The sequence below is a fragment of the Streptomyces mobaraensis NBRC 13819 = DSM 40847 genome (assembly GCF_017916255.1).
Lineage (GTDB): Bacteria > Actinomycetota > Actinomycetes > Streptomycetales > Streptomycetaceae > Streptomyces > Streptomyces mobaraensis.
The window spans coordinates 23,761-47,909 of sequence record NZ_CP072827.1; the positions used below are offsets into that span (position 1 = coordinate 23,761).

23 protein-coding genes are annotated in these 24,149 nt (G+C 73.6%); 14 read left to right on the forward strand and 9 right to left on the reverse strand.

Translation table 11 applies throughout. The features are described 5' to 3' along the window. The first annotated feature begins 36 nt into the window (after positions 1-36). Both J7W19_RS00110 and J7W19_RS00115 read left to right on the forward strand, forming a co-directional pair. A complete protein-coding gene (locus tag J7W19_RS00110) occupies positions 37-621 on the forward strand; it encodes a TetR/AcrR family transcriptional regulator (RefSeq protein ID WP_004952020.1) in 585 nt (194 codons plus the stop codon). A 249-nt stretch (positions 622-870) separates the two neighbouring features. Further along, entirely contained in the window at positions 871-2,112 is a 1,242-nt protein-coding gene (locus J7W19_RS00115) for a M48 family metallopeptidase (protein WP_233478039.1), read from the forward strand. Positions 2,113-2,259: 147 nt separating this feature from the next. On the opposite strand, the gene J7W19_RS00120 is transcribed toward J7W19_RS00115, so the two are convergent. Together J7W19_RS00120 and J7W19_RS00125 are read right to left on the reverse strand one after the other, a co-directional pair. After that, positions 2,260-3,096 carry a polyphosphate polymerase domain-containing protein gene (locus J7W19_RS00120; RefSeq protein ID WP_004952014.1) on the reverse strand — a complete coding sequence of 279 codons (837 nt, stop codon included), beginning with the start codon at positions 3,094-3,096 and terminating at the stop codon, positions 2,260-2,262. Further along, positions 3,093-3,710, reverse strand: a complete 618-nt coding sequence (locus tag J7W19_RS00125; RefSeq protein WP_040891947.1) for a DUF4956 domain-containing protein — start codon at positions 3,708-3,710, stop codon at positions 3,093-3,095. Before J7W19_RS00125 ends, J7W19_RS00120 begins: the two co-directional genes overlap by 4 nt. A gap of 245 nt (positions 3,711-3,955) precedes the next feature. On the opposite strand from J7W19_RS00125, the gene J7W19_RS00130 reads away from it, so the two are divergent. Then, positions 3,956-4,381: an NUDIX domain-containing protein gene (locus J7W19_RS00130; RefSeq protein WP_004952009.1), complete on the forward strand. Its 426-nt coding sequence runs from the start codon at positions 3,956-3,958 to the stop codon at positions 4,379-4,381. Between the two features lie 75 nt (positions 4,382-4,456). Here J7W19_RS00130 and J7W19_RS00135 read toward each other — a convergent pair whose 3' ends face one another. The 3 genes from J7W19_RS00135 to J7W19_RS00145 all read right to left on the reverse strand — a co-directional run bounded on the left by J7W19_RS00135 (position 4,457) and on the right by J7W19_RS00145 (position 6,498). Further along, entirely contained in the window at positions 4,457-4,642 is a 186-nt protein-coding gene (locus J7W19_RS00135) for a hypothetical protein (protein WP_004952006.1), read from the reverse strand. 93 nt (positions 4,643-4,735) lie between these two features. Continuing rightward, positions 4,736-5,734, reverse strand: coding sequence for a terpene synthase family protein (locus tag J7W19_RS00140; RefSeq protein ID WP_004952004.1), 999 nt, complete (start codon positions 5,732-5,734; stop codon positions 4,736-4,738). A 2-nt stretch (positions 5,735-5,736) separates the two neighbouring features. Then, positions 5,737-6,498: a terpene synthase family protein gene (locus J7W19_RS00145; RefSeq protein ID WP_004952003.1), complete on the reverse strand. Its 762-nt coding sequence runs from the start codon at positions 6,496-6,498 to the stop codon at positions 5,737-5,739. Between the two features lie 1,116 nt (positions 6,499-7,614). On the opposite strand from J7W19_RS00145, the gene J7W19_RS00150 reads away from it, so the two are divergent. After that, positions 7,615-7,857 carry a hypothetical protein gene (locus tag J7W19_RS00150; RefSeq protein ID WP_004952001.1) on the forward strand — a complete coding sequence of 81 codons (243 nt, stop codon included), beginning with the start codon at positions 7,615-7,617 and terminating at the stop codon, positions 7,855-7,857. A gap of 202 nt (positions 7,858-8,059) precedes the next feature. Here the strand turns inward: J7W19_RS00150 and J7W19_RS00155 are convergent, their stop codons facing one another. Further along, entirely contained in the window at positions 8,060-9,415 is a 1,356-nt protein-coding gene (locus J7W19_RS00155; RefSeq protein WP_210455232.1) for an ABC1 kinase family protein, read from the reverse strand. Between the two features lie 314 nt (positions 9,416-9,729). Beyond that, the gene (locus J7W19_RS00160; protein ID WP_004953339.1) at positions 9,730-10,674 is read right to left on the reverse strand and encodes a beta-ketoacyl-ACP synthase III; all 945 of its coding nucleotides are present in this window, start codon (positions 10,672-10,674) and stop codon (positions 9,730-9,732) included. Between the two features lie 222 nt (positions 10,675-10,896). Here J7W19_RS00160 and J7W19_RS00165 point away from each other — a divergent pair, with 222 nt between their 5' ends. Together J7W19_RS00165 and J7W19_RS00170 are read left to right on the forward strand one after the other, a co-directional pair. Beyond that, complete coding sequence (locus J7W19_RS00165) at positions 10,897-11,523, forward strand: TetR/AcrR family transcriptional regulator (RefSeq protein ID WP_004953343.1); 627 nt, start codon at positions 10,897-10,899, stop codon at positions 11,521-11,523. A 272-nt stretch (positions 11,524-11,795) separates the two neighbouring features. Further along, positions 11,796-13,388 carry an alpha/beta hydrolase gene (locus tag J7W19_RS00170; RefSeq protein ID WP_004953346.1) on the forward strand — a complete coding sequence of 531 codons (1,593 nt, stop codon included), beginning with the start codon at positions 11,796-11,798 and terminating at the stop codon, positions 13,386-13,388. A gap of 15 nt (positions 13,389-13,403) precedes the next feature. Here J7W19_RS00170 and J7W19_RS00175 read toward each other — a convergent pair whose 3' ends face one another. Further along, the gene (locus J7W19_RS00175; RefSeq protein WP_004953348.1) at positions 13,404-13,772 is read right to left on the reverse strand and encodes a DUF488 domain-containing protein; all 369 of its coding nucleotides are present in this window, start codon (positions 13,770-13,772) and stop codon (positions 13,404-13,406) included. A gap of 218 nt (positions 13,773-13,990) precedes the next feature. On the opposite strand from J7W19_RS00175, the gene J7W19_RS00180 reads away from it, so the two are divergent. Then, complete coding sequence (locus J7W19_RS00180; RefSeq protein ID WP_004953351.1) at positions 13,991-14,956, forward strand: pirin family protein; 966 nt, start codon at positions 13,991-13,993, stop codon at positions 14,954-14,956. Positions 14,957-15,240: 284 nt separating this feature from the next. Here J7W19_RS00180 and J7W19_RS00185 read toward each other — a convergent pair whose 3' ends face one another. After that, the gene (locus J7W19_RS00185; protein WP_078588246.1) at positions 15,241-15,726 is read right to left on the reverse strand and encodes a universal stress protein; all 486 of its coding nucleotides are present in this window, start codon (positions 15,724-15,726) and stop codon (positions 15,241-15,243) included. A 96-nt stretch (positions 15,727-15,822) separates the two neighbouring features. Between J7W19_RS00185 and J7W19_RS00190 the strand changes: the two genes are divergently transcribed. From J7W19_RS00190 to J7W19_RS00220, 7 genes are all read left to right on the forward strand, one after another. Beyond that, the gene (locus J7W19_RS00190; protein WP_004953359.1) at positions 15,823-16,524 is read left to right on the forward strand and encodes a CBS domain-containing protein; all 702 of its coding nucleotides are present in this window, start codon (positions 15,823-15,825) and stop codon (positions 16,522-16,524) included. A 5-nt stretch (positions 16,525-16,529) separates the two neighbouring features. Then, positions 16,530-17,216: a CBS domain-containing protein gene (locus tag J7W19_RS00195; protein WP_004953360.1), complete on the forward strand. Its 687-nt coding sequence runs from the start codon at positions 16,530-16,532 to the stop codon at positions 17,214-17,216. Between the two features lie 301 nt (positions 17,217-17,517). Beyond that, on the forward strand, positions 17,518-19,779 hold the full coding sequence (gene pflB, locus J7W19_RS00200; RefSeq protein ID WP_004953363.1) for a formate C-acetyltransferase: 2,262 nt from the start codon (positions 17,518-17,520) through the stop codon (positions 19,777-19,779). Continuing rightward, positions 19,776-20,519, forward strand: coding sequence for a pyruvate formate-lyase-activating protein (gene pflA, locus J7W19_RS00205; protein WP_004953366.1), 744 nt, complete (start codon positions 19,776-19,778; stop codon positions 20,517-20,519). Before pflB ends, pflA begins: the two co-directional genes overlap by 4 nt. 406 nt (positions 20,520-20,925) lie before the next feature. Continuing rightward, positions 20,926-22,182 carry a PP2C family protein-serine/threonine phosphatase gene (locus J7W19_RS00210; RefSeq protein WP_004953368.1) on the forward strand — a complete coding sequence of 419 codons (1,257 nt, stop codon included), beginning with the start codon at positions 20,926-20,928 and terminating at the stop codon, positions 22,180-22,182. Positions 22,183-22,469: 287 nt separating this feature from the next. After that, positions 22,470-23,519 carry a universal stress protein gene (locus tag J7W19_RS00215; RefSeq protein ID WP_051072749.1) on the forward strand — a complete coding sequence of 350 codons (1,050 nt, stop codon included), beginning with the start codon at positions 22,470-22,472 and terminating at the stop codon, positions 23,517-23,519. A 77-nt stretch (positions 23,520-23,596) separates the two neighbouring features. After that, the gene (locus J7W19_RS00220) at positions 23,597-24,145 is read left to right on the forward strand and encodes a hydrogenase maturation protease (RefSeq protein WP_004953374.1); all 549 of its coding nucleotides are present in this window, start codon (positions 23,597-23,599) and stop codon (positions 24,143-24,145) included. Positions 24,146-24,149: the final 4 nt, after the last annotated feature.

A 24,149-nucleotide genomic window follows, 5' to 3' on the forward strand; every position in this document is an offset into this window, starting at 1 on the left:
ATACCGTTCAGTACAGAACTTCGACGGAGGCAGCTCATGACGCCCGGACGCCCGCGCGAATTCGACCTCGACGAACGGCTCGACCGCGCCCTGCGCGTGTTCTGGCGGCAGGGGTACGAGGGCACCGCGCTGTCGGACCTCACCGAGGCGATGGGGATCAGCCGGCCCAGCCTGTACGCCGCCTACGGCAACAAGGAGGCGCTCTTCCGGAAGGTGCTCGACCGCTACATGGAGACGGCCGTGCATGTGCGGGACGCGCTCCGGCAGCCCACCGCCCGTACCGCCACCGAGACCCTGCTGCGCGGCACCATCGCGGTCACCACCGGGGAGGACGGCCCCGGCTGTCTCATGGTGCACGGCGCCCTGGCCACGGGGGGCGCGTCCGCCGCCGTCCGCGCCGAGGCGGCCGCCCGGCGGCACGCCTCGGAGGACGCCCTGCGCGAACGCTTCGAGCAGGCCCTCCGCGACGGCGACCTGCCCGCCGGAACGGACGCCGACGACCTGGCCCGCTACGTGTGCCTCGTCTGGTACGGCATCGCCGTCCAGGCGTCCTCCGGTGCGACCTCCGACGACCTGGAGCGCGCCGTCGAGATCGCGATGCGGGCCTTTCCCGGGAGGTGAGCGTGCCGTCCGCTCCCACGAACCCGTCGGAGCGCGGCACCTGTTTGACCGGCGTGGGAAGCCACATGCGTCGCACTAGTGTGCTCGTTCGCGCCCGCAGACGTCCGACGGCCGTCTACTCTTCCCCAGTCGCGCGGCGACCGGCCGCCTGGGGAGGGGCAGATGGAAGGGACGAGGAACGTGCGTACCGATGGTGCGGAGCGGGCGGAACGCTTGACGGCCACGCGCGCGTGCCCGGAGTGCGACGGCGTGATTCCCATCGACGAGCGCTATGTCGACTGGTGTGATTCCTGCGACTGGAACGTGGATCCCGACCCCGCCGAACCGCGGCCCGGGCGGGTCGCGGCCGTACGGCGGACTCTCGCGCGGCGGTACGGTGAGCAGTTGGCCGACGAGATGGGCCGAGGGGGCGGTCTCGGCCGGCCGCGCCGGGACGCCGCGACGGTCGCCGCGTTCGCCTTGGCGCTGCTGGTGCACGGGGTGACCGTGGCCGTGGCGGTCGCCGGGGTGCTGCTGATCGTGCTCGGGTGGAGCACCGTGGTGCAGCCCGTGATCGGCGTCGTGGCGCTGGCCGTCTCCGTGGTCCTGTGGCCGCGGCCGGCGCGGCTGCCCAGGAACGCCCCGGTGCTGTACCGGGCCGACGCTCCGGAGCTGTTCGCGCTGATCGACGAGGTCGGGGCCGGTGTCGGGACGGCCGGGGTGGACGCGGTGGTGGTCGACGCGCGCTTCAACGCGGCGGTGACGGCGTACGGGTACCGCGGGCGGCGGGTGCTCTTCCTGGGGCTGCCGCTCTGGCGCGTCCTGTCGCCGCGGGAACGCGTGGCCCTCCTGGGCCACGAACTCGGGCACTTCGCCCACGGGGACATCCGGTACGGCTTCATCACCGGTCAGGCGCTGCACACGCTGTCCACCTGGCACTACACGCTGGCGCGGACCCCTGTGCGAGGTCTGATGGAACTGTTCGTGAACGCCGTGACGTTCCTGCCCCGCCAGGCCGTCCTCGGACTGCTCCTGCTCCTCGACCACCTCTCCCTGCGGGCGTCGCAGCGGGCCGAGTACCTGGCCGACGCGGATGCCGCCAGGGTCGGTTCCACGGAGGCCGCCGTCGGTCTGCTGGACCGGCTGCTCCTCTTCCGCACGGTCGACTCGGAGTTGCGGCGGGTCTCGGCGGCCGCGTCGATGCGGGGCGGCCGGAGTGGGCACGAGGCACGGGAGCAAGCGGAACGGTTGTTGTGGGAGGGGTTGACCGCCCATGTCGGTGCCGTCCCGGAACGAGAGGTGGAGCGGCTGCGCCGGGTCGGCACACGCCGCGGTCACAGCGTGGACAGCACCCACCCGCCGACCCACCTGCGCCGCCAATGCCTCCTCGCGGGAGGCCCGCAGCCGGCGACGGTCGCGTACGGCGACGCCCGGCTGGCGGCGACCGCGACCGAACTGGCCGCCACAGAGGCGCTGTTGGCCCGCCAGGTGGTCAGGGATCGCGTGATTTGAAGGGCCGCGCGGTTTGGGGGGTAGCCCTGGTTGAGGGGGCAGCGCCGGCTGAGTGAGCCGGGTGGGGTGAGTGGAGCCGGGTGGGGTGAAGGGCCGGGGCGGGTGGCACCCGTCCCGGCCGCGACGGCCGTCGCGGTCCCCTCCGACTCAGGGAGTCGCGCACGGGGCCCCGAACGCTCGGCGTGCGGCGCGGCGCCACTGGTTGGCGGGCAGGCCCGGGTGGAGGGCCGCGAGTCCGCCGCAGTACTTGGTGAAGACCGCCGGGCGCTCCCCGTAGCCGTGCAGGAGCCGGTCGGCGTCGGTGAGGTGACCGGCCGACTTGGTCTCGACGAGGACGAGGTCCGTGTCGCAGCGCACCGTCCGCCCGGTCCGCAGGTCGCCGCAGAGCAGCCCGGCGTCGCAGGTGACGCGTTCGCCGTCGGCTACCAGGGTGGTGCGCAGGTAGTCCGTGGTGAGGGACAGGGTGAGTGCGGCGGGGGGTTCGATGCCGTAGGTGCGGCGCAGGGTGCTTGCGAGAAAAGAGCGGTGGTGGGCGTCGAGCGGGTCGGCGCCGTCCGTCAGGATGCTGCGGTGTTTGACGGTGTCGCCGCGCCGGCCTTTGAGCTTGATCTCGAACTGCCGCTCGCCCGAGTCCTCGTACACCCGCTCACGGATCTTGAACCGGAGTCTGCGGCCCTGGCGGTGGTCGTGGAAGGAGCGGAGCCCTGGGGTGTCGTAGTAGACGGAGTGGTAGCGGAAGGCGCGCCGCCCGTCGATCGTCAGGGCGCGGAAGGGGCCGCCGGGGCGCCGGGGGTCCGTCAGCCGTTCGGCCAGCCGCAGGAAGACCTCCGTGGGCAGCAGGTAGGAACGGTCGAAGCGGGTGAGGAGCCCGGCGCGTTCGTTGAGTTCGGCGAGGGAGATGGGGGCGGCGGCGTCGGCGGCGGTCCGGATGCCGCGGACCCCGGCGCCCGCGGGCCGCGCCGCGAGCCGTCCGACGCCGCTCACACCGTCTCCCGGGCGGGCTGGGCGCGGTGCGCGCTCGCGCCGGGGAACGCCGGCAGGTGCTCGCGGTAGCGCACGTCGACGACGGTGAGGTCCCGGACGTAGTCGACGTTCACCACCGTCCAGTGCAGGGGCTCGCCCAGCCGGCGGGCGAGGTCGGCCCGCAGGGTGTCCGGGTCGCCGTGCGCGGTGTCCAGGGTGACGAGGGCCCGGCGCGAACCGGCCAGCATGCGGGGGTGGTCCGCGGTGTGGACGACGAGCAGCAGGACGGCGCTCAGCGCGGCGGCCGTCAGGAGCGAGAGGTGCGGCAGTGCGCAGAGCAGGCCGAGGACCATCGCGGTGAAGTAGTAGCCGACCTCCTCCTGCTGAACGGCGTCGGAGCGGAGCCTGACCAGGGACAGCACGCCGAACAGCCCGAGCCCCAACGAGGTCCCTCCGTGGCCGCCGTCCGTCGCGGCCAGGACGTGGACGACGGTGAACAGGCCCGCGTTCAGGGCCAGTAGGGACGGGACGAGGTCCCGGCGCCCGTGTCGCGGGTGGTAGATGCGGAAGGTCAACAGGCAGACGGCCGCGAGGTCGAGTCCCAGATGGGCGGCGAGGTGCCGCAAAGCTTCCATGGTGGTGCCCCCTGTGCGTTCTCGGTGTGGTGGAACGGGCACCGACGATAGGCGCGACCGCGGTGAACATGTGTTCGGCTGTGGAGAAACGATACGCCGCGAGCCGGTCCACTTAGCGCTCCCAGCCCGCGGGGAAAGAGACCTGTGGGAAAGGGAACGGAAGGCGACCGACGCGCCTCCCTCACAAGGGGATTGACGCGCGGTAACGCTCCACCGGAAGCGGCCGGCAGCGGGAAGGAACAGACGTGGAGGGACCACTGGGTACGGCGGCTCTGATCATCAACTCGCGTGGGGAGTACTTATTGCACCTGCGGGACAACATCCCCGGCATTTGCGACCCCGGCACGTGGTCGCTGCTCGGAGGGGGTCGGGAGGGCGACGAGGAGACGCCCGAGGCAGCCATCGCCCGAGAGCTGAAGGAAGAAGTGGGCCTGGTTCTGCCCGGACTCAAGCGGTACGCCGTCGTGCCGGCGCACGTGGCGGACGCGACGGATGACCTGATCACCGTCTTCCTGGGCCGCTGGGACGGTGCGGCCGAGACCCTGCCTCTCACCGAGGGCATCATGGTGCGCTGGTTCTCGGCTTCCGTCATTCCGCGGTTGGTCATGTGCCCATGGGCACAGGCCGTCATCGAACGGTACGAGCAGGGGAAGGGTTCCTGTGCGGAATGAGCCCCAAGTATGCGGCCGGCCGTGGGGGTGGGATGGGTGTGGCCGGTGGGCTGCAGGACGGCGGGCCTCCGGGCGTCAGGACGTGCGGTATACCGCCGCTTCGGCGATGGCGCGTAGGGCGTGGGAGGCGTTGTCGGGGAGGCGGGCGTGGTGGAGGGCGGTCATGGCCTGGTGGTGGCGGTTGTCGATCATTTGCTCGACGGTGTGTTCGGCGCCGGTGTCGAGGATGATGCGGGTGGCGCCGTCGGTGTCGTCGTTCATGAGGGGCTCTGTCGAGGGGCGTGGGGGTGGGGTGGGGGTCTGCCCGGAACGGCCGGAGCACGCCGGTGCGTCCGCTCGCACCGGTTGGCCCGCTCAAGGGCGCCGGCGGGCTTCCGGAGCGACGTCCGGGAAGGCACCGGGGATCCGGTACCGGGTGGAGCGTGAATACCGGTACCAGCGTTCGAGGCCGGTGACCATGAGCTGCATCTGGCGGAAGTACTCCCGGACCCCCTCCTGATAGGGGCCGAAGTCGGGGAGCTGCCGGCCGAGGGCCAGGATCTCCGCGGAGAAGGAGTCGAGGATCCGTACCGCCTCAGCGACCGCCTCGTCGCGTGTGCACCCCAGTTCATGACACAGCACAGGGACGATGTTGACGCATTCGGACGGGCGGGCCTCTTCCTTGGCCAGGGAGTGCAGGTCGTTCTGGACGGACATCAGCCGGCAGATCAGCGAGCGGAGCCGCTGGATGACCGGGTGGCGGAAGACGGACTCCGGCAGCACGCCGCCCATCGCCGGTTCGACCAGATCCCCGTAGGGCCGCATGGCGATGGAGTACTCGTGGATGAGGAGATAGTGCGCCAGGGATGGCGGACCGGACCTCTTCCCGAGTTTGTACGGCGCCTCTTCCATGACCCCGTAGGTGAAGAACTCGTGGAAGGAGTGCGCGAGCCGCTCCAGCCACAAGTGGGGCATGAACTCCTGGAATTCGGCACGCATACGGGCCAGGAAGCGCAGGTGTCCCGGTTCCCCGTCGTGTGGTTCCTCTCCGCTCAGGATGTCGCGGACCCGGTCGCGCACGGCGACGAGTTCCGGGACCGTGTGGAACTCGTGGTAGTCGTCGATCTGGGTGAGGAAGACGAACCACCGTGCCATGGGCCGCAGGCGGGCCGGGTCGGTGACGGTGGGCGACATATAGGCCGCGCCTTGGGCGAGGTCGTGTTCCTTGTACTTGGCGCGATCCCCTTCGGGAAGGAAGCCGTAATACGTCTCGTACCATTCCCGCTCGTCGTGGAACGACTCGTCCGTTTCGAAGGGGCTGACGACGGTCGGGAACGGATAGGACAGCTCGGGGACCGGCAACGTGTCGGGCATGGTCATCCTTTCGTCCCGGGCCCGGAGACACGGGCCGCCAAGGCGAGTCGGTGGTGGTCCGTGTAGGTTCCCAGGTCGTAGCGGGAGATCTTCGCGTCCACACCGCGCCGGCCGGAGACCACGAATTCGAAGTGGCGGATGTGGTTCTCGACGGCGTCGTGCCCTTCACGGAAGTCCGGCAGGTTCCGCCGGAGTCGCGCGAACTCGTCAAGGTCGTTCTCGTGCAGGCGGAACACCCATTCGCGGGCGTCCGCCAGGGAGCAGGAGCGTTCACGGCGGACCACCTTGATGGGGTTGAGGTTTCCCATGCCGGTGCGCTGGTCCTTGTCATAGGACTGGAATCCGTTGAACCACCCCGGGAGCCTGACGGCCAGGGATTTGAGCCTCCTGAACGTGGGACGACCGTGGATCTCCCCCGCCTGGTGCGCGGTGGCCTTCCCGCGAGCCACCGCCACCGTGCGCTCACGGACGGCCCGGACGACCCGCGGAGTGACGCGCTCGTAGATGTCGTCCTGGTGCAGCGAGAAGAGCATCATTCTCGCCAGTGGTTTGAGTCGTTCCCAGGTGGCCATGGGATAGAAATACGAGGCCACGTAGGCGGCGCGGGTCTTCTTGGACCGCTCCGCGATATCGGGTGGTACGAATCCCGCGCATTCGCCGTCGATCCAGACGCGGTCGGTGTGCTCCTGCATGTCCGCCGCGTGCGGATTCACCAGCGTGGGAAACGGCTGGCGCAGCCTCGCCGACGTCTCGTCGTCGAGCACGGGACCACTCCTTCCTGGTCGCGGACGGCGAGCCGACGGTTCCGCCGGCCGACCGGTGGCAGACGGCGCGAACGGCGCGGACGGTGCCCCGGCGGCAGCGGGGGCGGTTCGTCCGGCCCGGGTGAGGGAGTCGAACCGGTGATCAGCCGCGTCCTCGTCCCCCGGGGGTGTTCGATCCCCGACCTCCGCCGATCGCTCGTCGCCGGTACCGGTACCGGCGACGGTCCCCGCCGGGACGGGGCGGCGCGTCCGGTACCGCCTCTCGGCTCGCACCCGCTCCCCGACCGGCCCGCCCCGGCCCCGTCTGACCTGACCTGACCCGGCCCGGCCCGGCCCGGCCCGGCCCGGCCCGCTGAGAAGCGGTACCCCGCAGTCCGTGGCGCTTGGCAGTCGCGCGACGACCACCGACCGCACCAGCCGGACCTGGCACGATGCGTCGCCTACGATGCGCATGCCCATCCCCCCGCGGTCCGGACACGGCCGGCCGGGAGCACTCCCGGCCGGAAGAAGCACGGCGGCACCCCGGCGGACCGTTTCCGCACCCCGTCCATCGCGCTGAGGGCGGCGTACGCGCTCCCGCTCACCCGACGGCCGCCCGCGCCGGAGCGGTTCCACACCCGGACACGGCGCGCGGACCAGGGCATGCGCCCCTTGCTGGACGCAGCGTCGCGCAGTCCCCCCGCGCGCCGTCCCCGCCTGCCGGTGACGCCCGGATGCCGCCGTCGGAGGCCGCCCACGCCTGGACCGGGAGTCGGGCGTTCCCTTTGATGGAGAGGACGTCGGCTTGATGGGAGGGCGTCGGCCCCCTGGGAGCCGAGCCCTCATGACGAGCAGAGAGGCCGTGATGCTCCCGACCGCTTCCGCCGGCCGTCCACCGGATCCGCCTCCGGCGAGCGGGTACGGGAACGTCCGCGGGCCGGTGCCGGACACGGTGATACGGCGCTGGCCCAGGCCCGCGCGCCCCCTCGGGCGGCCACGCGCCGTCCCGGCCTGCCGGTGCTGGTCGGACGGCCGGACGTTCGGACGCCATCGGAAGGCCCGGCCGCTGGACCGGCATCGCACTGCATCGCACCGCACACACTGCCGTACGTCTCCCCACGAGAAGGGTCTCCGACGATGCCCGACCGCTCGCACGGCCGCGGCCGCACCGGTCTCATCCGCTTCATCGGCAATGTGATCGACGACGCCAAGGAGTTCACCGACGAGTGCCTCGACCGCATGCGGGACGTGGAGCACGACCTGCGCAAGACGGTCAGCGACAACGTCCGGCCGGGGAGGGACGCCGACGAGCCGGACGCCTCGACCGCGGCCACCACCGTGCGCGCCACGGCCGGAAGGTCCCGCCGGGCCCACGGGTGATGGGCTCCCGGCGGACGGAGGGAGCCGGGCCCGGCGGCACCCCCGTCCGCACCCCGCCGACGCGCGACCTGGCGCGGCACCACGACGGCTCCCTGTTCGACATGGCGCGCCAACGTCCGGTCGCGCTGGCGGAATTGGCGGAGGACGTACGCGCCGGCGGATCCTTCCGGGCGCGGGACGCGGCCACCGGGCGGGACTGCACCTATCGGGTGCTTGCCGCCGTCCTGGCCCAGGAGGTCGCGTGGGGGGCGGGGGTGCCGGGGCAGAACGGCCTGTCGGCCCTCCGGGCGGCCGTCTCGGCCGTCCGCCCGCCGACGCCCGGATGAGCGGGGGTGGGCGCCCGGTCCGGGTTCACCGCCCTCCGGCGCCGCAGGCGAGGTATACGGCGAGGGCGAGGGCTACTTGCCCAGGAGGCGCGGGGTCCGGTGTCGTTGAGTTTGCCGTGGCGGTTGGGTTCGCCGGCGACCTTGGCGTGGAGGGTGAGGTCCTGGTCGGCGAGGGTGCGCAGGATGCCGCGGGTCTGCTGGAGTGCTCCCGGTGCGGCGATGATGATGTCCAGGGCGGTGCGGGCGGCCTGTCGCTCGGAGAGGGTCTCGCGGGCGAGGCCGAAGATGATGGTGCGCAGGTCGTCGGCGATGGTGAGCAGGGCCAGCACCAGGCTGCGGCTGGTGGAGCTGTCCATGCGGCCGACCATGCCCCAGTCGATCAGGTGGGCGGGCTCGCCGGGGTGGACGAAGAGGTTGCCGGGGTGGGGGTCGGCGTGGAAGTAGCGGTCGAGGAAGAAGCCGTGGTACATGAACGCCATCAGGTCGCGGCCGATGCCGGTGCGCTGGGCGAGGGTGAAGTCGCGCGGGTCGGCGTCGCGGATCGACGTCCCGGGGGCCAGGGACTGCACCAGCACCCGCCGGGTCGGCGGCATCAGCACCCGCGGTACGGTCAGGTGCTCGTAGGGCTGGGTCAGTTGCCGGGCCCGGCGCATGTTCGCGGCTTCGACGCGGAAGTCCGTCTCGGCCTCCATGGCGTCGAAGAGCACCTCCAGCATGGCGGGTACGTCCACCACCGCGGTGAACTTCGGCGTCGCACGCGCCACGAGAGCGGCCGCCCGGCGCAGCAGCCGCATGTCGTCGGCCATCACCCGCTGCGCGCCGGGCCGTTGCAGTTTGACGGCCACGGGGGTGCCGTCGGCCAGCCGCGCGCGGTAGACCTGGGCCAGGGACGCCGCCCCCAGCGGCAAGGCCGTGTCGAAATCCCGGAGCAAGCGCCGCCACTTGGGCCCCAGGTCCGCTGCCAGCACCGGCTCGAAATCCGAGAACGGCGCGGGAGAGACCCGGTCGTGCAGCGTCGCCAACTCCTCCAGCATGGCCGGCGGTACGAAGTCCGGCCGGGTCGACAACAACTGGCCGACCTTGATGTAGAAGGGCCCGAGGTCCTGAAGCGCCTCGCGCACGGCCCGCGCCCGCTCCTCCGCCCCGTCCCCCGGTTTACGGCGGGCCCGCGCCTGTTCGGCCAGCAACCGCCCCAGCACCCGGGCGACGTACCGCGCGCGCCCACCGGACACCTTCCCCTCCACGCCCGTACAGGCCGGCCGAGCGCACGACACATCACCGTCGGCCGACAACCGCGCGCCCGGGGCGGCGCGCGAGAGCAACGGGAGCCCGCCGGACGGCCGACACTGCCTTGTGCGCCCCCGCGCGTGGTACGCACCGTCGGCTGGACGTGCTGCCCCCGCTCGTCGGGCCGGGGAAATGCGGGAAGTCACCGGCCCTTCGACACTGACGACTCCCTGTGCAGATGCGCAGCGTCGTGGCGCTGCGCACCCGGGGGAGGTGGGGACCGCGAGGCTGGAGGGCGTGACCGGCCGGAGCGGTCGCCTCAGGGGCAGGTGACGACCTGGCCCGCCCAGGACATCCCGCCGCCGAAGGCCATCAGCAGGACCGGGCCACCGGTGGGGAGTTCGCCGCGTTCGGTCAGTTTGGCCAGGGCGAGGGGGACGGACGCGGCGGAGGTGTTGCCGGAGTCCACGACGTCCTGGGCGACCACCACGTGCTCCGGCAGGTCGAGTTGGCGGACGACGGACTCGATGATGCGCAGGTTGGCCTGGTGGGTCACCACGCCCGCGAGGTCGGACGGGGTGAGGCCGGCGCGGCGGCACACCTCGCGGACGAGAGCCGGGAGTTCGGTGGTGACCCAGCGGAAGACGGTCTGGCCCTCCTGGGCGAAGCGCGGGTGCCAGTCGCCCATGAGCCGGACGGCGTCGGCGCGCGTCGGGTCCGAGCCCCAGACGACCGGGCCTATCCCCTCGTGTTCGGCGGCGCTGACGACGGCCGCCCCCGCGCCGTCGCCGAGCAGGACGCAGGTGCTGCGGTCGGTCCAGTCCGTGACGTCGGACATCTTCTCCGCGCCGATGATCAGGGCGTGGCGTGCGGCGCCGGCGCGGACGGAGTGGTCGGCGCCGGCGAGGGCGGTACAGAAGCCGGCGCAGCCGTTGTTGAGGTCGTACGCGACGGCCGAGGGGATGCCGAGGCGTCCGGCGACCTGGGCGGCGGTCGAGGGACAGCGGTCGGCGGCCGAGCAGGTCGCCACCGTGACCAGGTCGATGTCGGAGGGCTCCAGGCCCGCCGCGGCGAGGGCCTTGGCCGCCGCGGCGGCCGCCATGTCGGCGACCGACTCCGTCTCGGCGGCGATCCGCCGGGTGGCGATGCCGGTCCGGCGGCGGATCCACTCGTCGCTGGTGTCGACCATGCCCGCCAGGTCGTCGTTGGTCAGGACGCGCGACGGCTGGTAGTGGCCCAGGGCGGCGATACGGGATCCCGGCACGGTCGTTCTCCTTGCTTCGGTGCGACTCATTCGGCGCGACTCGGGGGAAGGCGGCGCGCGCCCAAGGAGGCCCGGGAGCCCAAAAAGAGCCCAAGAGGCCCAAAGGGGCTCAAGGGAGCCCAAGGGAGCCCAAGGGGCCGGCCGAGGAAGGCGCCGCCACGCCGGAATATAGCAACCGACCGATCGGAAGCTAAATGTAAGGCGAGTGACTAGGATGGCCGGATGAGCCCACGGAAGTCCGCCGCCGAAGCCCGCTCCACTCGTCGGCGGATCATCGACCGCGGCATCGCGATCGCCTCGGTGGAGGGCCTGGAGGGGCTGACCATCGGGCGGCTCGCCACCGACCTGGGCATGAGCAAGGCCGGCATCCTCGGCCATTTCGGCACCAAGGAGACCCTCCAGCTCGCCGTTCTGGAGGGCGCCTCCGCGGTCTTCGTCCACAGCGTCTGGCACCCCGCCGAAGACGCCCCGCCGGGCCTGCCGCGGCTGCGTGCGCTGTGCGAGGCGTGGATCGGTTACCTGGAACACGAACGCGCCGTCTTCCCGGGCGGGTGCCTCTTCACCACCGCCTCCGTGGAGTTCGACGCCCGGGGCGGCCGGGTGCGCGACGCGGTGGCGCGGCTCAGCCGCGTCTGGCGCCGCCGCCTCGCGGCCGAGGTCCGCCAGGCGGTCGCGGCCGGCGATCTGCCCGCCGGCACCGATCCCGAGCAGGTGACGTACGAACTCGTCGGCTGCTACCTGGCGCTCAACCAGGAGTTGCAGCTCCTCGCCGACCCGGAGGCACCGGCCCGTACCCGCCGCGCCCTGGACCGGCTGCTGGCGCCGGACGCTCCGGTCCACCCCCGCTGACGGCACGGCCGGGCGGACGGCCTCGCCCTGACGGACCCCGCGGCGGTGACTGCGCGGTCGGCACGAACGCCCGTCGGATGCTTCCCGGACTCCGCCAACCGCGCCGCCGACGTGAAGCCGCGCCCTGATGCCGTCGGATGCTGTCGGACGTCGCCGGCCGCCGGTGCGGGCACCAGTACCACCCCCACGTCGGGTGCCAGCCGGATGGAGCCGCGCCGGGACCGGCAGGAGGATCGGTGCCGACACCGAAGTGACATCGTTGGGAGGGTCCGATGGCCAAGGCGTGGGGCGGGCGAAGGGGGTCGCGGGCGCGGCGGAGGGGCGCGGTCGCGCTGGCCGGAACGGCGGCGGCGGTCATGGCCGCCGCGGTGCTGCCGGCCGGCGTCGCACGGGCCGGGGACGCGGCGGAGGCGCGGGTGCCCGTACGGTACGCGCAGCAGCGGCTGGGCTGGCGGCCCTGCGGGGACGGGTCGGTGCTGGAGTGCGCGGCGATGACCGTCCCCCGCGACTGGCACCGGCCGAACGCCGGTCACGATCTGACCGTGGCGGTCTCCCGGCACCGCGCGAGCGGCCCCGGCGGCCGGCGCGGGGTGCTGATGGTGGCGGCGGGAGGGCCGGGTGCCTCGGGGCTCGACCGGCCGTCCGGCCTCGTCGAGGACAAGCCCGAACTGGCCGCCGCGTACGACGTGGTGGGCTTCGACCAGCGGGGCGTCGGCCGCAGCACGCGTCCGGTGTGCCAGACGGAGGAGGAGTTCCGGGAGTTCTTCGCCCACGACTTCCGGGACCGCTCCCCCGCCGCCCTCCGGGGCGTGCTGGATCGATCGCGCGCGATGGCGCGCGACTGCGAGGCACGCAGCGGCGGGCTGCTGCCGTATCTGACCACCGAGCAGACGGTCCGGGACGTGGACCTGTTCCGTTCCCTGCTCGGCGCGGAGCGGATCTCGTACTACGGCCCCTCCTACGCCACCATGATCGGCGCCTACTACGCGACGCTGTTCCCCCGGCGCGTGGAACGGATGGTGCTGGACAGCAACGTCGGCTGGGCGGGTTCGTGGGAGGCGTTCGAGCGGGGGCAGCCCAGGAGCTTCCAGCGCCGGTTCGAAGGGGACTTCCTGCCGTGGCTGGCGAAGTACGACGCCGTGTACCACTACGGGCGGACGGCCGGGGAGGTCAAGGCCCGGTGGGAGGCGCGACGACGGGCACTGGCCGAGCACCCGGTGACCGTCGGCACGGCCGTCATCGGCCCGAACCAACTGGACAACGGCACGATCCAGGCCATGTACAACGCGCGGGAGGGCTTCCCCGCGCTGGCGGCGGCGCTCCACGCGCTGGACCGCGGCAACGACGCGGAGCCCGGCGAACGGCACCTGCTGGAGAAGGTCTTCGGCTCCTACCTCAGCCCGGCCTTCCTCGCCGAGTTCTTCTCCGTGACCTGCGGCGACACCGCCTGGAACCGTGACGTCGGCACCTGGGTCCGGCGCGGCGCGCGGGACACCGCGGCGCTGCCGCTCGCCGGGGCCCGCGAACTGGCCTTCTCCTCGGTGTGCGCGTACTGGCCGGCGTCTGCCACGCCGAGGGTCAAGGTCACGGGCGCCGGCCTGCCGACGACGCTGATGGTCAACTCCGTGCGCGACCCCGCCACGTACTACGAGGCCGCGCTCGCGGACCACCGGGCCCTGCGCGGCTCCCGCCTGGTCACCGTCACGGGCGGCGGCGACCACGGCCAGTACCGCGACGGCAACGCGTGCGTCGACGCCATCGTCACCGAGTACCTGCTGACGGGCCGGGCGCCGGGACGCGACACGACGTGCGCGGCCGGCCCGCTCCCCGTCCCCGCCGGGGCGGGCGCGCGGGCTGTCTCCTAGCGTCCTCGGCGTCCTTCATCCGCCGAGGTGCCCGCGCAGCACCTCCGTATGGCTGTGGGCGGGGTCCTTGGCCGCGGTCAGGAGGGTGACGGGGCCTTCGGCCGCGAGGCCGCGCAGGCGGTCGAGGGCCCCGGCCGCCTCGGGCGCGGCGAGTTCGGCCTCGTAGCGGCGGCGGAACTCGTCGAACGTGCCGTCGGGGCCGTGGTACCACCGGCGCAGTTCGGTGGAGGGCGTGAGCTCCTTGGGCCACTCGTCGACGTGCGCGTCCTCCTTGGCGAGGCCACGCGGCCACAGGCGGTCGACCAGGACCCGGGTGCCGTCGGCGGGCTGGGGCGGGTCGTAGACGCGTCGTACGTTGATGTGGGGTGCGGGTTTCGGATTCATGGCGCCGGATTCACCTTTCGTCTGTTTCCGCCTGCTTCCATCTGTTTCCGTATGTTTACGTCCTCCGCGGTGGTGCCGCAGGTCTACGACTGCCACCGGCCACCCTCCTGGAACCCAACCGGCCCGCCGCGACGTCACGACGTGCGAATCCGCGGGGGGCCGGCGAGGAATCCCGACGGCCCGTCCGTACCGGACACCGCCCATGGCACAGTGCTGCCATGAGCAACCTCGATCTTCATCCGGCCCCCACTCCGTGCGGCGGCCGGGAGGACGTCACCGCGCGTCCCGTGCACGAGCTGCTGCGGGCGAAGAGCGTCCCGCTGGGCGAGAGCACCATGGTCCGGCGGCTGCTGCCCAGCATGGGACGGCGCATGATCGGCGCCTGGTGCTTCGTCGACCACTACGGGCCCGACGACATCGCCGACCGGCCGGGGATGCAGGTGGCGCCGCATCCGCACATGGGCCTGCAGACCGTCAGCTGGCTGCACGAGGGCGAGGTCCTGCACCGTGACAGCCTCGGCAGCCTCCAGACGGTACGGCCGCGGGAGCTAGGGCTGATGACGTCCGGGCGGGCCATCGCCCACTCCGAGGAGTCGCCGCGCGAGCACGCCCGGCTTTTGCACGGCGCGCAGTTGTGGGTGGCCCTGCCCGACGCCGACCGGCACCGGGCACCCATGTGGGAGCACCACGCGGACCTGCCGCGGGTCCACGGCGGCGGCCTCGACGCCACCGTCATCCTCGGCGAACTCGACGGCGCCCGCTCCCCCGGCACCACCTTCACCCCGATCGTCGGCGCCGACGTCTCCCTCCCCGCGGGCGCCTCGGCACGCCTCCCCGTCGAGCCCGACTTCGAGTACGCGGCGCTGACCATGTCGGGCGAGGCCGAGGTGGACGGCGTCCGGCTCGCCCCCGGTTCCCTGCTCTACCTGGGCTGCGGACGCCGCGAACTGCCGCTGCGCGCGGACACGGACAGCGCGTTCATGCTGCTGGGCGGCGAGCCGTTCGAGGAGCACCTGGTCATGTGGTGGAACTTCGTGGGCCGTTCCCACGAAGAGATCGCCCAGGCCCGATCGGACTGGACGGCCGGCTCCCGCTTCGGCACGGTACATGGCTACGCGGGCACCCGACTGCCGGCTCCCGAACTGCCGCCGGTGCCGCTCAAACCGCGGGGAAGGGCGCGCTGAACCGGGCAAACACTCAAGGGCCAGGCTGCTCGCGCCGGCCTTGGCCCTCCAGCCCGGTTCATCGTCGAACCGGCCCGAGCACCCGACGGTTCGACAGCCGCGTCCGGGACAGCCTGCTCCCCGAGCTTGGACCTCTGTCAGCAGCTTTTTTCATCCTCATGCTGACCTGGTGCCGACTTTACTGACAGGCCGTCAGCACTGGGCGGCTGCTGCGCCTCGGCAGCCGAAGCGCCTTCACGGCCGGATGGCCTGGGCACGGCCGGGACCTTCGGCCCCGAGCCGGGTCAGGGCACGGGCACCAGGACCACGGGACAGTGGGCGCCGCGCAGCACGGAACGGGTGACCGGACCGAACCGGAACCCGGCGGCGTGCCGGGCGCGGCGCACGCAGAGGACGACGACGTCCGCGTCCTCGCTCGCCTCGACCAGCGCCCTCCCGGGCGATCCGGATACGGATTCCGTGCGGACCTCGACGTCCGGGTACTCCTCGCGCAGCGCCGCCGCCGCGAACACCGGCACGGCGGCCTCGCACCGCTCCCGCCGGACCGCGCCGTCCCGGTACCACTCCGCCGGGGGCAGCGGGCCGGGCACCGCCGAGTACCGCCAGGCGTGCAGCACCCGGAGAGCGGCGCCGCGCCGGGCGGCCCCGGACGCGGGAGGAACAGGGGGCCGACGGTCCCTCGCCGACGCGCGATTCCGTGTTCCGCCCGCAGTCGACTCCCGGCATGAGGGGGCCGAAGGCCCTCCCGTGCCGCACGGCTGAGGGTCCATCGCCCCCGGCACCGGGGTCCACCGGCCCGGAGCCTCGGCCGGCCCGGGGCGTCAGCCTGACGGGTGGAGCATCGGGACGGCGAGAAGGAGCCTGAGATGGTGGACCACCGCACGGTCGGCGACCTTATGACGCACCATGTGGTCCGGGTTCGCCCGGACACGCCGTACAAGGCGATCGTCCGGAAGCTGACGGAGTACGAGATCACGGCCGTGCCGGTCGTGGACGGCGGCGGCCGGGTGGTCGGGATGGTCTCGCAGGCCGACCTGATGCCCAAGGCGGCCGGCCTGTCGGCCGCTTCGGCCCGGCCGCGTCCCGGGCCGCCCGGTGGCCGGCCCGTTCCGGAGACCGGGGCGAAGGCCGAGGGGGTGCGGGCCGCGGACCTCATGACCTCTCGTCCGGTCTGCGCCCGGCCGGACTGGACGGTGGCGGAGGCCGCCCTGGTGATGACGGAGCGGAACCTCGGCCGCCTGCCCGTCGTCGACGAGGCGGAGGTGCTCGTCGGGATCGTCAGCCGCGGCGACATCCTGCGGGTCTACCTGCGCGACGACGCCGCCATCCGCTCCGAGATCGAGCTCGACGTGTTGTGGCGGTGCCTGGGCCTGTCGCCCTCGGCGGTGCGGGTCCGGGTGTCCCAGGGCCAGGTCACGCTGACCGGGACGGTGGAGGCGGACGACGCGGGCGTCCTGCCCGTGATCGGCCGTCTCTGCCGCTCGGTGGACGGGGTGGTCTCCGTTCAGCGGCGCGTCTCGTGCCTGCGGACCGGCACGGAGTCCACCGCCGCGTCAGGGACGAGGTGAGCGGGATGACGTACGAGTCGCACGGGCCGCGCACCGTCGGCGACGTGATGACGCGGACGGTGGTCGCCGTCGGCCGCCGGGCGGTCTACAAGGAGATCGTCAAGACGCTCGCGGAGTGGCGGGTCGGGACCGTGCCGGTGCTGGCGGGCGAGGGACGGGTGGTCGGGGTCGTCTCCCGGGCTGATCTGCTGTCGAGGGAGGAGTTCCGGGACGAACCCGGGCGGGAGGTCGAGGGCGTCGGAGCGGCCGTCGCCCTGGGCCGCCACGGCGCGGACGGCCTGGCGAAGGCGGCCGCGCGGACCGCGGAGGATCTCATGAGCGCTCCCGCCGTCACCGTGCGCGGTGACGCGACCGTCGCCGAGGCCGCGCGGATCATGGCCCGCGCGCGCGTCAAGACGCTCCCCGTGGTCGACGCGGAGGGCCGGCTCGCCGGCATCGTCAGCCGAGGCGACCTGCTCACCGTCTACCTGCGCGAGGACGAGGACATCGCCGCGGAGATCCGTACGGACGTCGTCGCCCCGCTGTTCCCCCACCGTCGGCCCACGGTGGACGTCCGGGTGGACGAAGGCGTCGTCACCCTCTCGGGCGCGGTGCCGGACTCGGTGCCGGTCCCGCTCGTCATCCGGCTGGTGCGGGCGGTCGGCGGCGTCGTCGACGTCGGCGTGCGGCCGGCACCGTCCGTCGCCCGGTGACGCCCGTGATCCCGGTGACGCCCGCCCGGCTCCCGGGCGGGCGAGTGGCGCGTCGTGGAACCGCTCTGGTCGAAGCGGCTGCCCACCCGGCACCGGCCGTGGCGGGCCCCGCGCGGGGTCCGAAGGTCCCCCGCCGGGGCGGGACCAGCGGCCCGGCGGGACGGCGGACGGAGGGGCCCGTCGGCGGGGCCCGGGGCACCTCAAGTCCCTGGCCCCGCACTCCCGCCGGCGACGAACATCGGCGGCGGGACGCCCCGCGGCACCGGCCGACGGACGGCGTCACCGACGATCGGAGGCAGTGATGACCACGGTGACCGAGCCCGCGGCCGGCACTCCGGCGGGCGCCTGGCACGGCTTCGCCGGCCAGGGCTGGCGGGAGCGGATCGACGTACGGGACTTCATCCTGGCGAACGTCACCCCGTATGAGGGGGACGCCGCCTTCCTGACCGGTCCCACCGGGCGGACCCGCGCCGTGTGGGGCGCCGTGACGGCGCTGTTCCCGGAGGAGCGGCGCAAGGGCGTCCTCGACGTCGACACCGCGACCCCGGCCGGCATCACCGCGCACCGCCCGGGCTACATCGACCGGGACCGCGAACTGATCGTCGGTCTGCAGACCGACGCCCCGCTCAAGCGCGCGATCATGCCGAACGGCGGGCTGCGGATGGTCGAGAACGGCCTGCGCGCCTACGGGTACGAGCCCGACCCGTTCGTCACCAAGGTCTTCGGCACCTACCGCAAGACCCACAACGACGGGGTCTTCGACGCCTACACCCCAGAGATGCGCCGGGCCCGCAAGGCGGGCGTCATCACCGGTCTCCCGGACGCCTACGGGCGCGGGCGGATCATCGGCGACTACCGCCGGGTGGCGCTGTACGGGGTGGACCGGCTGATCGAGGCCAAGCGCGCCGAGCGGGCCCGGCTGGACGATGTGCCGTCCGGCGAGGCGGTGATCCGCGACCGCGAGGAGCTCGCCGAGCAGCTGCGGGCGCTGGACGAGCTCAAGCGTATGGCCGCCGGCTACGGCTGCGACGTCTCCCGCCCGGCCGCCACCGCGCACGAGGCCGTCCAGTGGCTGTACCTGGGCTATCTGGCGGCGGTCAAGGAGCAGAACGGGGCGGCCATGTCCCTGGGCCGCACCTCGACGTTCCTCGACGTCTATTTGGAGCGGGACCTGGCCGAGGGGCGCATCGACGAGACGCGCGCCCAGGAGCTGATCGACGACTTCGTCATCAAGCTCCGCATCGTGCGCTTCCTGCGCACGCCGGAGTACGACGAGCTGTTCTCGGGCGACCCGACCTGGGTGACGGAGTCCATCGGCGGCATCGCCGAGGACGGCCGCCCGCTGGTCACCCGCACCTCCTTCCGCTTCCTGCGCACCCTCTACAACCTCGGGCCGGCCCCCGAGCCGAACCTCACCGTGCTGTGGTCGCCGGCGCTGCCCGAGGGCTTCAAGCGCTACTGCGCCCGGGTATCCATCGACACCAGCTCCATCCAGTACGAGTCGGACGACCTGATGCGGCCGCGCACCGGCGACGACACCGCCATCGCCTGCTGCGTGTCGGCCATGGCGGTGGGCCGGCAGATGCAGTTCTTCGGCGCGCGGGTCAACCTCGCCAAGGCGCTGCTGTACGCGGTCAACGGCGGCCGGGACGAGCTGACCGGGGAGCAGGTCGCCCCGGCCGCGCCCCCGCTGACGGGCGAATACCTCGACTACGACGAGCTGTGCGCGGCCTACGACCGGATGCTGGACTGGCTGGCGGGGACATACGTCGACGCGCTGAACGTCATCCACTACATGCACGACAAGTACGCCTACGAGCGGCTGGAGATGGCCCTCCACGACCATCCCGTGCGGCGCACCATGGCGTGCGGCGTCGCCGGCCTGTCCGTGGCGGCCGACAGCCTCTCGGCGGTCCGGTACGCGCGGGTGAGGGTGGTCCGCGACGCCACCGGCCTGGCGGTCGACTACGAGGTGGAGGGCGACTACCCGGCCTACGGCAACAACGACGACCGCGCGGACTCCCTCGCGTCCGGCCTCGTCACCGCGTTCATGGCCAAAATCCGCCGGCACCCCACCTACCGGGGGGCCGAGCACACCCAGTCGGTGCTCACCATCACCTCCAACGTGGTGTACGGCAAGCACACCGGCAACACCCCCGACGGGCGGCGGGCGGGCGCCCCCTTCGCGCCCGGCGCCAACCCGATGAACGGCCGCGACCGGCACGGCATGGCGGCCTCCGCCCTCTCGGTCGCCAAACTCCCCTACGACCAGGCCCTCGACGGCATCTCCCTGACCTCCACCATCACCCCGGACGGGCTCGGCCGTACCCCCGAGGACCGGGTGACGAACCTGGTCGGCCTGCTGGACGGCTACATGGCCGCGGGCGGCTTCCACATGAACGTCAACGTCCTGGACCGGGCCGTGCTGGAGGACGCCATGGAGCATCCGGAGAAGTACCCCGACCTGACCATCCGGGTCTCCGGGTACGCGGTGCACTTCGTCCGGCTCACCGAGGAGCAGCAGCGCGACGTCATCGGCCGCACCTTCCACGGGACGGCGTGAGCACCGCCGGGCCGGCCACCGGCCGCGTCCACTCCTGGGACCTGTCGACGGGGGTGGACGGGCCGGGGACCCGGTTCGTGCTGTTCACCAGCGGCTGCCCGCTGCGCTGCCGGTACTGCCAGAACCCGGACACCTGGCACCTGCGGGACGGGAAGGCCGTCGGCGTGGACGAGGTGCTGGCCCGGATCGAGACGTTCCGGGTGTTCCTGGCCGCCTCCGGCGGCGGGGTCACGATCAGCGGCGGGGAGCCGCTGCTCCAGCCGGCGTTCACCGGCGAGGTGCTGCGCCGGTGCAAGGCGCTCGGTCTGCACACGGCCCTGGACACCTCGGGTCACCTCGGCGCCCGCGCCGACGACGCGCTGCTCGCCGCCACCGACCTCGTCCTGCTCGACATCAAGTCCTTCGACGCCCGCACTTACCGCGCACTCACCGGCGGCGCCCTGGCACCCACGCTCCGCTTCGCCCGCCGCCTCGACGCGCTCGGCACGCGGGTGTGGGTGCGTTACGTGCTGGTGCCGGGCTGGACGGACGCGGAGGCGGACGTCGAGGGGCTGGCGGCGTTCGCCGCCGGCCTCGGGTGCGTGGAGCGCGTGGACGTGCTGCCGTTCCACAAGCTCGGCGCGGGCAAGTACGAGGCGCTGGGCATCCCCTTCCCCCTGCGGGACACCCCTGTGCCGGACGCGGCGCTGGTGCGCCGGGTGCGGGAGCGGTTCCGGGCCCACGGGCTGCGCGCGGACTGACCGCGCGCGGACCGCGTGCCCGGCGCCGACGCGGCTGCCGGGAACCCGACGCCTGCGGTCGGCCAGGAGCAGGCCGCTCGACCTGTACGGACCGTACGGCAGCCGCCGCACGGCCTGACGGGCCGCCGTCCCGGGCCGTCACGCGCGGTGCGACGGGACCTGCCGGCGGCCACCCGGCGCGCGCGCCCGTGCCGCGCCCCCGGAAAAGGGCGGCCGGCCGCCGTTTCACCCTCCCCGCGGATCACGATGCCCTAGGGTGGCCGGGCCGCGGGGTCACCGCGGTCTCCCCAGACCGGGGTCCGGCGCGGTACGAGGTGGCATGAGCGAGGACGAACGGCAACGTCGGCAGGGAGCCGGGTCGCCCCCTCCGGCTCCGGACGAGGATCCGGAACACATCGCCGAACGGATGTGCCGGCTCGACCGCGCGCAGGAGCGGATGCGGGCACTGCTGGACGCGGTGTTGGCCGTCAGCCGCGAACTGGACCTGCCGGTCGTGCTCCGCCGCATCGTCTCGGCCGCGATGGAGCTGGTGGACGCCCGCTACGGCGCCTTGGGCGTGCTGAACGACGACCACACAGGACTGGACGAGTTCCTCCCCCTGGGGCTCGAAGACCGGGAACGCCGGGCCCTGGCGGGGGTGGACCTGCCGCACGGCCAGGGCCTCCTCGGCCACCTCATCGAACACCCCGTGCCCCTGCGGGTCGACGGCCTCCTCCACCACCCGGGCTCCACGGGCTTCCCCGCGGGCCATCCGCCGATGCAGACGCTCCTCGGCGTCGCCATCAGCGTCCGCGGGCGCGTCTACGGCAACCTCTACCTGTGCGACCGCCGCGACGGCAAACCGTTCGACGACGAGGACGAGGCCGTGGTCCTCGCCCTGGCCGGCGCGGCCGGCGTCGCCATCGAGAACGCCCGCCTGTACGACCAGGTCCGTTCCGGCGCCGAGCAGTTCCAGCGGATGCTCCTGCCTCGGCTCCCCGACCTCGGTCCCTTCAGCGCGGCCGCCGTGTACCGGCCCGCCACCGCGCCCGGACACCATCTGGGCGGCGACTGGTACGACACGCTGCTGCTGCCCGACGGCGCCTGCGCGGCCGTCATCGGTGACGTGGTGGGGCACGACCTCAAGGCCGCGGCCGCCATGGCGCAGACCCGGAACATGCTCCGGGCCCTGCTCTACGACCGCGGGTCCCCGCCGAGTTCGATCCTCACGCAGCTCGACCGCACCCTCCACGCGGTCGCCGAGTCGCCGGTGACGACCGCGTGCCTGGCCCGGCTGGAACCCACGGCCGACGGCTGGACCCTGCGCTGGTCGGCCGCCGGCCATCTGCCGCCCCTCGTCCTGGATCCCGACGGACGGACGCGGTTCCTGCACGCCGAGCCGGGGCTGCCGCTCGGCGTGGACACCCGCCTGCCGCGCCCCGACCACGTCCACCCGCTGCGGCCGGGCAGCACGGTGATCTTCTACACGGACGGGCTGGTCGAGCATCCCCGGCATCCGATCGATGCCGGCCTGGACGCCCTGGCGGCCCTCGTCGCGGCCCACGCCCGGCTGCCGGTCGAGCACCTGTGCCGCGTCCTGGCCGACGAACGCCCCGGCGACGGCCACGACGACCTGGCGATTCTCGCCGTGCGGACCCCGGACCGCCCCGGGCGGGAGGGCTGACGGCCGGTCCGATGCTGCCGCCTCGACGGCCGGTGACCGGCATCGGTGGTCTCACACCTCACCCCGGCCCCGGCTCGTCCCGTTCCCGGTGGCGTGCTGCGTCCGCCTCGGCCAGGCCGGTCTCCACCCGATTCAGGCCCGGGTCCCTCCCGGCGCTGGGCCACGCGGCGGCCCGGGTCGCCGCCGGGACGTGCCCGGACACCGTCCGCGGGGGATGTTGGAAGGAAGCAGGGAGGACGGCACGGACCGGGGCCCGGCCCGTGAAGACCGGCGAAGCGGAGGACACGATGGAACATCCCGTGGTGGTGGGCGTCGACGGCTCGGACGGCAGCCTCGCCGCCCTGGACTGGGCCGTGGCGGAGGCGGCCCGCTTCCGGCTCCCCGTGCGCGTGGTCTACGCGTCCCTGTGGGAGCGCTACGAGGGCGCGGTGCCCTCCTTCACCGATCAGCCGCCCGCGGAGGCGGAGGTGGCCCGGCGCATCCTCGCCTCTTCCGAGCAGCGGGCCCGGCAGCTCTCGCCGGACACCCCGGTGAGCGCTGTGACGGTGCCGGACGACGCCGCGGAGGCACTGGTCGAGGAGTCGCGGGGCGCGACCGCCCTGGTGACCGGTTCCTCCGGCCGGGGAGCCGTCGCGACGCTCCTGCTGGGCTCGGTGAGCCTGGCGGTGGCCGGCCGTGCGCACTGCCCGGTCGTCGTCGTACGAGGCGAGCAGCGCACCATCAGGGGCATGTGCGGCCGGGTCGTCGTCGGTGTGGGAGAGGCGGACGAGGCGGCCACCGCCGTCCGGTTCGCGCTGCGCGAGGCCGCGGCCCGCGGCTGCGAGCTGGAGGCGGTACGGGCGTGGCGCCGCCCCCAGCAGCCGGTGGACGATCTGGGCGTGCTCGATCCGGCCGTCCGGGAGTACGAGGAGCGGGCGACCGCCGTGCTGGACGAGGTGCTGGAGGAGGCCGTGGCGGAGCATCCGGAGGTGCCGGTCCGGCGCACGGTGTCGGAAGGGCCGGCGCACCGGGTGCTGCTCGGGCCGGCGGCCGGCGCCGACCTGCTGGTGCTCGGCGCGACCCGGCGGCAGGACCGGCTGGGTCTGCAGCTCGGCCGGGTCAGCCACAGCGCCCTGTCCCGTCGCGGTGGCGCCGCACCGGTGAGGCTCCCGGCGGCCCGGGCCGAGGCCGCGCGGGCAGGGTCGCTGTCGCGACGCGGTGACCGGCCCCCGCGAGTCCCGGCGTGGACGGGCCGGCCCGCGGTCCGCTCGTCGAGCGCCCGCGCCGGCCCGGACGGACGAGGCCGCCCCCGTTCGGCGGAACGCCTTCGTGTCCGTCGTGGGCGGGATGAGGGGTGATCACGAGGCGTCCGGCTCTGCGGGCGGCCGGAACACTCCCGGTGCGGGCACGGGGAGGCTCGGCGAGGGTGGTTCGCATGGACGGCGGTCTGAGCGACTGGGAGCGGACCACGGCGGCCTCCGGCCGTGTCACGGTCATCGGAGTCGGCAACGAGTTCCGGCGGGACGACGGCGTCGGACCGGCGGTCGTCGGCCGGTTGGGGCGGCGCGCGGCCCGCGACGGACCGCCGCCGGGCGCCCGGCTGGTGTGCTGCGACGGCGAACCGGGCCGCCTGATCGGGCTGTGGGAAGGCGTCGAGCTGGCCGTGGTCGTGGACGCGGCCCACGCGCACCCGGGGTGTCCGGGGCGGGTCCACCGGCTGGAGCTGGACGGGTGTCCTGCGTGGCGGGGGGAGTCGGCGAGCAGCCACGGCCTGGGGCTGGGCGAGGCGGTGGAGCTGGCGCGGGCGCTCGACCGGCTGCCCCGCCGTCTCGTCGTCTACGCGGTCGAAGGGTCCGACGGTTCCCTGGGGACGGGGTTGAGCCCCGCGGTCGCGGCGGCGGTCGGACCGCTCGCGGAGCGGATCGGGCGGGAGATCGCCCGGTACCTCGCCGGCGAGGCGGCGCCACGGAGCGTACGGCGGTGACGGA